Genomic DNA, 10,864 nt, shown 5'->3' with positions numbered 1-10,864 from the left:
CGCCTCCCCTGTGTGCGCGGCTGCAAGTTCAGGCCATTATACTACATCGTCGTAAAATACTCAGACTCCGCAAGGTTATGTTGGTCCAAGCAGACGCCGGAACGGCCGACGGGGAGGCGGTTGCGTCCGACGCGGGCCAGGCGGTGCTGGAGGATGCGGACGGGACGCACGTTTCAGCTGAAACGTCGCGCCGCATCGCCTGCGATGCGGCGACCGTGGTGATGCGGCATGCGCCAGATGGCACGGTGCTCGATGTCGGACGGAAGCGGCGGACGATTCCGCCCGCGATCCGCCGGGCGCTCACCGCCCGCGATCGCCATTGCCAGTTTCCCGGCTGTACGGCGCGGCACTGTGACGTCCACCATATTGTCCACTGGTCCGACGGAGGTGCGACGCGGCTGACTAATCTCTCCTTGCTCTGCCGTCGACATCATCGAGCGGTGCATGAAGAAGGCTTCACGCTCACGCGAGCCCCGGATGGAACGATCGCCGTGTGCCGACCCGACGGCCGACTGCTGCCGGCCGCACCACCCGCGCCCAGATGGGACACCGAGGGCGGCGATGTTGGGGACCCGCTCGCGCCAAGCACCGCGCGGCTGGCCGCGGCCGCGATCCGCATCGGGCCGGACACGGCCACGCCAGAGTGGCTCGGCGAGCGATTCGATCTACGCTGGGCGCTCGACGTGCTACGAGATCGCCCAGTGGTCGTCCCCCTAGTCGGGGGCGTTTCCGATGAAAGGTCGGTCGCCATGTAGCTCGTGGAAGACGTCCAAAGAGATACGGGCAACATTCGGCTCTCCTTGGTTTTGCAATGAACTATCGGATCTGACAAAGCAGCGCCGGGGCGAGTTCGACTGCCGCGAGAGAGACGCCGGCGCCACGCCAGTCGCCAGAAGGGGGCACGGAGGCTGGCTGCCGGTTCATCAAGGCAACTCGAGGTCACCTCGAGAAGCGCGTCCGCAGGCTCATCGGATACATTATATATTCGCATAGACGAATAGCTGGCGATACCGACGCTTACGTCACAGGAACGCTCGCGGCGTCTTGACGCAGACAGAAAGGCGTGACTCGAAAGCCCAAGCCATGAGAGCCCTCACCTTCGTGACCGTCCTCGTTCTTGCCGCAACGACCGCCCACATCGGCCTCGCGGCGCCACGCTCCGGCAAGATCCGGGTAATCCTGGACACCGACGCCAACAACGAGCTCGACGATCAGCATGCAATCGCCTATCTCCTCCTCAACGCCGATGTGTTCGACGTCGAAGGGATCACGGTCAACCGCACCCAAAGTGGAGGCGGTATCGACGAGCACTACGGTGAGGCGGTGCGGATGGTGAACCTCTGCGCGCGTCACCCGGAGGTGAAGGTCTATCGTGGCGCCGACAAGGCGTTCAACGACATCAAGAGCCGTGTCGGACGACCGGACTTCGACGGAGCGGACGCCGTTCGGTTCATCATCGAGCGGGCGCGAGCGCGCGACGATCGACGCTTGGTCTTGTTGGCCGTGGGCAAGCTGACCAACGTGGCGCTGGCGCTGGCCAAGGCCCCGGACATCGCGCCACGGGTCCGCATTGTGTGGCTTGGCTCGAACTATCCCGAGCCGGGCGAGTACAATCAGCTCAACGACGAACCCTCGTTACAGTACATTCTCGATACACGCGCGGACTTCGAGATCGCGGTTGTCCGCTACGACCAACCCTCCGGCACCGATGCTGTTCGCGTCACGCTAGCCGAGATCCAGCGGAACATGCCAGGCAAAGGGCCGCGCGTGGATCCTCCGGTCCGCGGGCGTCATGGGGGCGCGTTCAGCAACTTTGGTGATTATTCGGTGAACCTATTCGAGCACATCGAGCTTGCCGGCACTCCCCCGTCTCGTGCCCTCTACGACATGGCAGCCGCCGCCATCGTGAAGAATCCCGCCTGGGCCAGCAGGGTCACAATACCGGCGCCGCTCCTGAAGGATGGCTCGTGGGTCGACCGACCGAAGAACCGCCGCACGATCGTGCTGTGGGAGCACTTCGATCGCGGCAGCATCATCAAAGACTTCTACGAGACCGTAGCGAGAGACTGAAAGCTACCCCGGCTCCCTTTTCTACCGCGTCGCCGCGGACGTTACTCTGCCGAAAGGGAGACTTCTGGCTCCATCGTTCGTCCCTTCGCCCCGACCCGCCGGAGCAGAACAGGTAGAAAAATTGGCACCTTTCCAGAGGAAGCCGTTGCCTACCTCAGCTTGGCGGCAACGTTGCATCTAGTAGTCCCTGCTTGTCGCGCGAATTGGACACACGATGATTCCAGGTAAGAAATACACACCCGAAGACATGCTCGCGGTCGCGTGGCGACGACGGTGGCTGCTTGTAGTGCCTTTTCTCGTGGTCGCCGCCGGTACCGCACTCGTGGTTGCCAAGCTTCCGTCCCGTTGGGTCTCCACGGCGGTCATCTCCATCGTGCCTCAGAGTGTGCCCGAGTCCTACGTGCGCTCGACCGTCACCATCGGTCCGCAGGACCGGCTCGAATCCATCCGGCGCAGGATCCTCAGCCGGCCGCGCCTCGAGCGGATCATCCGCGAGCTCAATGTGTATCCGGACCGCCAAGCGGGCGCCATGGCCGACGCCGTCAACCGGATGCGGGACAAGGACGTGACGATGGCGCCGGCCAAGGACGACGCCTTCGAAGTGAGCTTCTATGCTGGCGACCCAGCACTCGCGCAGCGGGTTGCGGCGCGACTGGCCAGCCTCTTCATCGACGAGAACATCAAGGAGCGCACCGAGCTGGCCCAAGGATCGAGCGAGTTTCTCAAGCGGCAGCTCGAACAGGTCAAGGCTCACCTCGAGACGACGGAAAGCCGGCTCGAGACCTATCGACGCAGGTACGCGGGAGCGCTGCCGGACCAGATGGAGACCAACATGCAGGCGGTCGCCAACGCGCAGATGCAGCTGCAGCAGCTTCGCGAATCCATCAATCGAGACAAGGATCGACGGCTGCTGATGGAGCGGCAAATCGCGGACGTGACCGACCCGCAGGTCATCGACCCGACTCGTACTGATCAAAAAGACAACGACGAGCCGGCCGTAGGGGGATCCGCGGCAGACCGGCTGCTCTACGCGTCGGCGGAGCTCGCGTCACTCGAGCGCCGCCTGAAGCCGGAGCACCCGGACGTGATCCGAGCGCGACGAGTGGTCTCCGAGCTCGAGGCGGAAGCGCGAGCGGAGTTGGAGCGGCCAGCTGCGGCATCAGCAGAGAAGCTCCCGCGGACGCCCGCAAACCTGGCGCAACGCAGGCGGCTACGTGACCTCGAGGCAGAGCTGGCCGCCGTGGACCGGAACGTCGAGAGCAAGCAGGAGGAAGAGCAAAAGCTGCAGGGCATCGCTGCGGAGTATCAACGCCGGTTGGATGCCGCGCCTGCGCGCGAGTCCGAGATGAAAGCGCTGATGCGCGACTACGAGACCGTCTCCGAGCAATACAAGCAGATTCTGGCCAACAGCCAGGCGGCCGAAATGGCGGAGGACCTGGAGCGGCGCCGCGGCGGGGAGCAGTTCAGGCTCGTCGAGGAAGCCCAGGTCTCGCACCGGCCGGTCAGCCCCCCGCGCGCGATCATCGTTGGGCTCGGCGCGGTGGCCGGGCTAGGACTCGGGGTTGGCCTCATCGTGCTGCTCGAGATCCGCGACCGCAGCCTGCGAACCAGGGCAGATGTCTTGACTGCATTGTCGCTTCCAGTCCTCGCCGTCGTTCCGGTAATGGCGACGGGTGACGATCGTCGTGGGCACCGGATGCGCGGCCTCGCGGCGTCGGCGGCAACAGCGCTGCTCTTCTTGGTAACCGTGGCGGCCGTGTGGAGCGCGCTGACGCGCTGAGGTGGGGCGCGTTCGCCGACTCGTCCGCCCGTTTCGACTTCGCCAAGGCTACGTCGAACCCGCCGAAGCTTTAGCGAAGGCGGGAGCGCGGAGCGCGAAGGCGTGAACGCGCCGTCACGGCCGCCTCGGCGAGGCGGCCCTACCTATGGATCGAGCGAACATCCAGGAGGACAATCATGGCACGAGCTCTAACAGGGAAGCGGATACTGGTCACCGGCGCCGGTGGCTTCATCGGGCATCATCTCGTGGCACGGCTCAAGCGTGAGGGGGCGTGGGTGCGCGGCGTCGATCTGAAGCATCCCGAATACGCACCAACGGCTGCAGACGAGTTCTGCATTCGCGATCTGTGCAAGTGGGAGGACTGCCTCGAAAGTACCAAAGGAATCGATCACGTCTACGCGCTCGCCGCCGACATGGGCGGGATGGGCTACATTTCCACGAACCACGCACGGATCCTGCGCAACAACCTGTTGATCAGCACGCAGACGCTCGAGGCCGCCCGGCGCAATGACGTTCAGCGTTACCTGTATACCTCATCGGCGTGCATTTATCCCGAGTACCGGCAGACCGAGGCTGACGTGCAACCGCTACGCGAAGAAGAAGCGTATCCTGCGCAACCACAAGATGCCTATGGATGGGAGAAGCTGCTCACCGAGCGCCTCTGCCGACACTACGCGGAAGAGTTCGAGATGGAGACCCGCGTCGTACGGTTTCACAACATCTTCGGTCCGCTCGGCACGTGGGACGGCGGGCGCGAGAAGGCCCCTGCGGCCATGTGTCGCAAGGTGGCCGTCGCGAAGCTCTCGGGGCGTCACGAGATCGAGATCTGGGGCGACGGCGAGCAAACGCGATCGTTCTGCTACATCGACGACTGCGTGGCTGGGATCCGAGGGCTGATGGACTCGGACTACAGCGAACCGTTGAACCTGGGGCAGGATCGGCTCATTAGTATCAACGCGCTGGCCGACCTGGTCGCCGCCACGGCAGGGATCACGGTGACGAAGCGCCACGTGGCGGGGCCACAGGGGGTCCGCGGACGCAACTCGGACAACTCCCGACTTCGTCAGGTGCTCGGCTGGGCACCGCAGATCTCGCTCGAAGAGGGAGTGGCGCGCACCTACCCGTGGATCGAAGAGCAAGTGGCACACTCCCTCAGGAGCACCGAGGTGGCGCATGGTGTCGCCTGAGGCGGGCGGTTCCATCCCTGAGGTCGACATTCTCGGCGTCCGCGTCAACGCCATCGACATGGATGGCGCGCTCGATGTCATTGATCGATGGATCACGTCGGGCGCCGGCCAGTACGTCTGCGTCACCGGTGTGCACGGTGTCATGGAGAGCCAACGCGATGCCCGACTGCGCGACATCCACAACGCCGCGGGGCTCGTGACCCCGGATGGGATGCCGCTGGTGTGGCTCAGCAGATGGCGAGGATGGCGCAACACGGCCCGCGTCTACGGGCCCGACCTCATGCTGGCGATTTGCGAGCGCTCCCTGGCAACCGGATACCGACATTTCTTCTTCGGCGGGCGCGAGGGTGTGCCCGAACGACTGGCCCGCCGGTTGGAGAAGCGCTATCCAGGGCTGGCGATCGCGGGCACGTATTCACCGCCCTTCAAGGCCATGACGCCGGAGGAAGAAGCGCAAGTCATCCGTCGCATCAACGACGCGAAGCCAGACATCGTGTGGGTCGGTCTGGGAACTCCCAAGCAAGAGCGCTGGATGGCAACGCACGTCCACGAGCTCAGTCCCTCTGTGCTGATCGGCGTGGGTGCGGCGTTCGACTTCCATGCGGGCTTGAAACGTCAAGCGCCCAAGTGGATGCAGCAGAGTGGGCTCGAGTGGCTCTTTCGCTTGGCGAGCGAGCCGCGCAGGCTGTGGCGGCGGTATCTCGTGAACAATCCGCAGTTCATCTGGCTGACGCTGCTCGAGACGTGGCAGAGACGGGCGGCTCCTGCGAGCGGGCGGCAGGCCGATCACTCCAGGGCAAACGACACGCAACCAGACAGCACGCTCGAGGATCCGAAGCTTGACGCGTTTGAGTCGAGCTTCGGGGCTCGCAAGTGAGGGCATCCCGCGCACGTTGGATCGTGGCGCTGCTCCTTTTCATCGCGGCGCTCGTCGATATGCCGCAACACCTCGTGGACGTGGGCGGGGTGAGCAGCATGGGCATGCTGACGGTCGCGCAGCTCGCGCTTGCCGTGGGTGGCCTGATTGCCGTTGGCGCGTACCCGAAACCGCTGGTCCACCGGATGATCCCCTATGGGCTCTTCATGGGATGGGTCGGGCTCAGCGTGTTCTGGGCGCCGCCGCAGACGGCAGGCGTGCAGAATGGGGTCGTCTATGCGCTGTTCGGCGTGGCACTGCTGCTGTCAGGCACGCTCGCCGCGTCCGAGCCTCGACGGATGTACGAGGTCATTCGCCGTGGCGTGGGCTGGATCGACCGGATCACACTCACAACTATCGTCGTGGGGCTGGTGACACTCGGTCTTCCCATGGCCGACGAAACGCGCTGGTTCGTCGGAGCCCGCTCCGTGGCGATCTTGGCACTGCTACCGCTGAGCTGGCACCTCGCGCACTGGTCGCAGGTGCCGAGGGCGGGTGTCAAGGCCTGGTTGTGGCTGTCCGCCATTCTGTTGAGCCTGTCGAGAACTGCCCTCGCTGCCGGCCTGCTCTGTGTACTCCTGGCGACGCTGGCGCGGCTACGGTTCAGTCCAAGAGCCTTTGCGGTGCGCGTACCCGTAGTTTTGGTGACGCTCGCTGTGGTAGGAGCGCTCTTCACCTACGTCACGCCGCTCCGCAACCGGCTGACCACTGGGGACGTCGGATTCGAGGTGGGCGGCGTGGACATCAACGTGTCGGGACGGGCGAGGATGTGGGCTGTGGTCACCGAGTCGGCGACGACCAGCCCGGTCATCGGACAAGGGCTCGGGTCCAGCCAGCGCGCCGTTGTCGATGAGCTCGATGATATCGACCATCCTCACAACGACTATCTGCGTCTGTGGCACGACCTGGGCGCCATCGGGTTGCTCCTGTTCGTCGGGAGCCTCACCATGTGGCTTGGTATGCTCTGCGCGCGATGGACGTCGGCTGAGCGCCGCGCTGATCCCCTGGCGCCAATGAAGCTGGCGGCAACATTGAGTCTCTTGGGATTGCTGATTGTCGCGATCACCGACAACGCGATCATCTATCCCTTCGTCATGGGTCCGCTGGGCGTGATGGTGGGAGCCGGCCTTGGGGCGCCGGTCACCGGTGCGGCGGTGCCTGGAGCTTCGACATTCCTGCGCCCGACCTAGGGGGTCGGGGCCGTGAATTGACAGCCGTAGCGCAGGCCTTTAGGCCTGCCGGGCGCGCGGCTGGCAGACCGAAACGGCCCGCGCTACGGGGATTGTTTCTCACGCTCTAGAGGGCCTGCGCTACATGGTCAGGCCCGTGTCCAAGGGAGAATTCGTGAAGATCGTGCTGCTCCACAATCATTACCAGCAGGCGGGCGGCGAGGACAACGTGTTCTCCACAGAGGCAACGCTCCTCGAAGCGCATGGTCACGAGGTCCGCCGGCATTCGGTGCACAACGACGCGATCGATGACATGCGGCGGTTGGCGGTCGCTCGGGCAACGCTCTGGAACCGCGACAGCTACGCTCGTCTGCGCGCGCTGTTCAGGGAGGAATCGCCGGAGATCGCCCATTTTCACAATACGTTCCCGTTGATCTCCCCGGCCGCGTACTATGCGGCGCGGGCGGAAGGCGTGCCGGTCGTCCAAACGCTCCACAACTATCGGCTGATGTGCCCAAATGCCCTGCTGTATCGGGATGGCCATGTCTGCCACGATTGTGTCGGCCGGCGCGTCGCCTGGCCAGCGGTTGTCCACGCCTGCTATCGCGCGAGCCGACCGGCCACCGCCGTGACGACCGCCATGCTCGCGCTCCACCGGATGCTTGGGACATGGCGCGAGGCGGTCACCACCTACATCGCGCTCACCGAGTTCGCCAAGCAGCAGTTCGTCGCTGGCGGCCTGCCCACGGATCGAATCGTCGTCAAGCCGAATGCCGTGAGTGAGGACCCGTTGCCGGGCGACCACGCGGGCGAGTTCGCGTTGTTCATCGGCCGTCTCTCGACCGAGAAGGGTCTGGATGTGCTGTTGTCCGCCTGGCGACAGTTGCGGAGCTCGTTGAAGCTCGTGATCGTCGGCAGCGGGCCACTCGACGCGCTGGCCCAAGGGTCGCCGGCAAATGTCGAGTGGCTCGGGCACGTGCCGCGCGCACGCGTGCTGGAGCTGATGCGACAGGCGACGTTCTTGGTCTTTCCCTCGACAGTCTATGAGGGATTCCCAATGACCCTCCTGGAGGCGCTTGCCACTGGGTTACCGGTGATCGTGAGCGGGCATGGCTCCCTGGCCGAGATCGTTCCCGACGGCGTTGCGGGGCTCCACGTCCGTCCCGGCGACGCCTTTGGTCTTGCGGCCACGATCCGCTGGGCGCTCGCGCATCGTCTGGAGTTGGCGCGGATGGGATCTCGCGGCCGAGCGCTATTCCTCTCGAAATACACCGCTGAACAGAACTACGCCATGCTTGCTGCCACATATCAAGCGACCCGAGATCGATTCATCGCGAGCGCCGCACAGCGGACGTCTGCCGGCCGGGCGAACCCCAGCGCCCTCCCGCGGACGATGGCTTGACCGCGCGGCGGCATTCGTGGACCACACCGATGCTCTTCTCGCAGGTCCTGAGCTTCACGGGTATCGCGCCACCGGTTGAACGGGTCCGCTCATGGATCCTCAAGGGCGGCGCTGCCGTGACCGAGCAGGCACTGTTTGCGGGCGGCAACTTCGTGATGAATGTCGCCCTGGCCCGCTCGCTCCCTGCAGCCGACTACGGAGCATTCGCGTTCACCTACACGATTCTGATCACGCTGACCGCGGTGCACAACGCGTTCATTCTCGAGCCCGCAACGGTGCTCGAGACTTCACGATACGCGTCACACCTCAGAGCGTATTGTCGTGCGCAGTTGGTGCTGCATGCGGTGTTCACGGCCTGCCTTGGGGCCATTCTGGTCGCCGCCGGAATCGCGGTGTCGAGTGTCGGCCTGGCAAGTAGCGTGGGGAGCGCACTGATCTCGGCGGGCGCATGCTGCCCCGCGATCCTGCTGTTCTGGCTGACGCGACGCTTCATGTACCTCTTGACGCGCCCCATGGCGGCAATGACCGGCAGCGCGCTGTATCTCGCCAGTATTTGTGCCGGCATCGCGGTCGGGATCCAGCTCTACGACCTGAGCCCGGTCGTCGGATTCCTCATCATGGGGGCGGGCGGTGCGCTCGCCGCAGCCTTCATGTTGTTGCTGATCGCTCATCAGGCCCCTCGTGTCACCGAAGACGCCGTACCGTTCACGATGCGCACGCTCATCTCGGAGCGATGGCGGTACGGCCGGTGGCTGCTGGCGAAGGTGTGCCTGGAGACGGCACATGCCCCCGCAGTGACGTTCATCGTGACGGCGACTCTTGGACTGGCCGCGGCCGGCACGCTGCGCGCGATGCAGGTCTTCATGGTGCCGATCAGCCACACGATGACGGCGTTGTCGAATCTGGCACTGCCGACGCTGGCGCGAGACTTCGGCGCAGGGAAACTGGACTCGCTCAGACAAAAGAGCCGCCTGATCACATCCCTGTTGGTGGCATTGGCCCTAACCGTCGAGATCATTCTCGTGCTCTTCCATGGAAGTCTGGAACGGCTGCTGTACCTGGGGAAGTTTTCATCCGCGTCCGCGCTCATCCCCTTGTTCGGCATTGCTGCGCTGTTCGATGGCGCGGCAACGAGCTACGGCATCGTCTTGAGCGCCGTGCAACAGCCTCGGCTCCTGCTGATCAGCAGCGCCGTCAGCGGCCCGCTCGCATTGGTCGTGGCCGTGTTGAGCATCCAGGCGTGGGGCATCTACGGTGCGGCGTTGAGCTTCATCGTCACGTACGCGCTCTCGATGATCATCAGACACCGGCTCGCGCGCCCATGGCTCGCGACGTCGCACCACCTGGCCCAGCGACGCATGGAGTCGTCGGAGGCGGGAAGAGAACGAGCATGACTGTGGGGCAGCGTAGTACGGAGACGCCCAACCTCGAGCATGTCACCGTGTCAGCGGTGATGCCCACCTACAATGCCGCCGGTTACTTGAACGACGCCATCGACAGCGTGCTCGCGCAGACCTTCACACACTGGGAGCTGATCGTCGTCGACGACGGATCACAGGACAACACGCCGGCAATCCTCGCCGCGTACGACGATCCCCGGATCCGCGTGCTCCGGCTACCAAAGAATCGCGGGCGGGGCGCCGCCAGAAACGCCGGTCTCGCGATGGCCACCGGACGGTATGTCGCGATTTGCGATAGCGACGACATCTCTCTGCCACACCGCTTCGCCGAGCAGGTGGCGTTTCTCGACGCGCATCCCGAGATCGATATCGTTTCAGGACACGTGCTGGTGTTTTGGAGCGGACACGCCCCGCGACCTGGTACGAGATTCCCCGAGGATCCAGCGAAGATCGATCAGCGCTTTCGACGCGGCAAGATGGGCGTGGCGCATCCAGCGAGCATGATCCGCGCGCGATGTTTCCAGCGGTTCGGCTGCTATCGCGAGGAGCTCGTTCGCGCCCAGGATTTCGAGCTCTTTCACCGCATTCATCGGTTCTGCCGGTTCCGTAACCTTCCGGAGGTGCTGCTCCTCTACCGGCACGAGGCAGCGGGACTGCCGTGGCGGAAATGGGTGGAGAACAGTCGATGTCACCGGTATGCGAATTACCTGCATCGTGCGGGTGATCGCTCCGCGACCTCAGTGGTCAGTCTCGAGGCGTTCTCCAAGCGCTGGCAAAGCTACGCGGCCGAGTACTCCATCGAGCTGCTCAAGTTCGTCAAGTTCACGGTCACGGCGTATGTTCGCGATCTCTGGCTACGAATCGCATCCCGGCGGAACGTGAGGGGCCGCTCGCCGTATGCCAAGCCGTCGGGGTGAGTTGTGAGACTCAAACTCAGAAC

Annotated in this window: 8 protein-coding genes; all 8 read left to right on the top strand. The window is 64.5% G+C overall.

All coding sequences use genetic code 11. The features are described from left to right. Nucleotides 1-77: 77 nt before the first annotated feature. The 8 genes from GEV06_15095 to GEV06_15060 all read left to right on the top strand — a co-directional run bounded on the left by GEV06_15095 (nt 78) and on the right by GEV06_15060 (nt 10,841). The gene (locus GEV06_15095) at nt 78-755 is read left to right on the top strand and encodes a DUF222 domain-containing protein (GenBank protein ID MPZ19219.1); all 678 of its coding nucleotides are present in this window, start codon (nt 78-80) and stop codon (nt 753-755) included. A gap of 328 nt (nt 756-1,083) precedes the next feature. Further along, complete coding sequence (locus GEV06_15090) at nt 1,084-2,070, top strand: nucleoside hydrolase (GenBank protein ID MPZ19218.1); 987 nt, start codon at nt 1,084-1,086, stop codon at nt 2,068-2,070. Nucleotides 2,071-2,284: 214 nt separating this feature from the next. Beyond that, the gene (locus GEV06_15085) at nt 2,285-3,850 is read left to right on the top strand and encodes a hypothetical protein (protein MPZ19217.1); all 1,566 of its coding nucleotides are present in this window, start codon (nt 2,285-2,287) and stop codon (nt 3,848-3,850) included. 176 nt (nt 3,851-4,026) lie between these two features. Then, nucleotides 4,027-5,037, top strand: a complete 1,011-nt coding sequence (locus GEV06_15080) for an NAD-dependent epimerase/dehydratase family protein (protein MPZ19216.1) — start codon at nt 4,027-4,029, stop codon at nt 5,035-5,037. Beyond that, complete coding sequence (locus GEV06_15075; GenBank protein ID MPZ19215.1) at nt 5,024-5,914, top strand: WecB/TagA/CpsF family glycosyltransferase; 891 nt, start codon at nt 5,024-5,026, stop codon at nt 5,912-5,914. Before GEV06_15080 ends, GEV06_15075 begins: the two co-directional genes overlap by 14 nt. 23 nt (nt 5,915-5,937) lie before the next feature. Continuing rightward, nucleotides 5,938-7,143 carry a hypothetical protein gene (locus GEV06_15070; protein ID MPZ19214.1) on the top strand — a complete coding sequence of 402 codons (1,206 nt, stop codon included), beginning with the start codon at nt 5,938-5,940 and terminating at the stop codon, nt 7,141-7,143. Between the two features lie 154 nt (nt 7,144-7,297). After that, a complete protein-coding gene (locus tag GEV06_15065; GenBank protein ID MPZ19213.1) occupies nt 7,298-8,524 on the top strand; it encodes a glycosyltransferase in 1,227 nt (408 codons plus the stop codon). Nucleotides 8,525-8,972: 448 nt separating this feature from the next. Next, complete coding sequence (locus tag GEV06_15060) at nt 8,973-10,841, top strand: glycosyltransferase (protein ID MPZ19212.1); 1,869 nt, start codon at nt 8,973-8,975, stop codon at nt 10,839-10,841. Nucleotides 10,842-10,864: the final 23 nt, after the last annotated feature.

The sequence above is a fragment of the Luteitalea sp. genome (genome assembly GCA_009377605.1).
Taxonomy (GTDB): domain Bacteria; phylum Acidobacteriota; class Vicinamibacteria; order Vicinamibacterales; family Vicinamibacteraceae; genus WHTT01.
This window is presented reverse-complemented; position numbering and strand designations above follow the sequence as displayed.

Bases quoted from the DNA above. Each gene is read 5' to 3' on its own strand.
- GEV06_15095 (MPZ19219.1), top strand. From the start codon at position 78: ATGTTGGTCCAAGCAGACGCCGGAACGGCCGACGGGGAGGCGGTTGCG.
- GEV06_15075 (MPZ19215.1), top strand. From the start codon at position 5,024: ATGGTGTCGCCTGAGGCGGGCGGTTCCATCCCTGAGGTCGACATTCTC.
- GEV06_15090 (MPZ19218.1), top strand. From the start codon at position 1,084: ATGAGAGCCCTCACCTTCGTGACCGTCCTCGTTCTTGCCGCAACGACC.
- GEV06_15080 (MPZ19216.1), top strand. From the start codon at position 4,027: ATGGCACGAGCTCTAACAGGGAAGCGGATACTGGTCACCGGCGCCGGT.
- GEV06_15085 (MPZ19217.1), top strand. From the start codon at position 2,285: ATGATTCCAGGTAAGAAATACACACCCGAAGACATGCTCGCGGTCGCG.
- GEV06_15060 (MPZ19212.1), top strand. From the start codon at position 8,973: ATGCTGCCCCGCGATCCTGCTGTTCTGGCTGACGCGACGCTTCATGTA.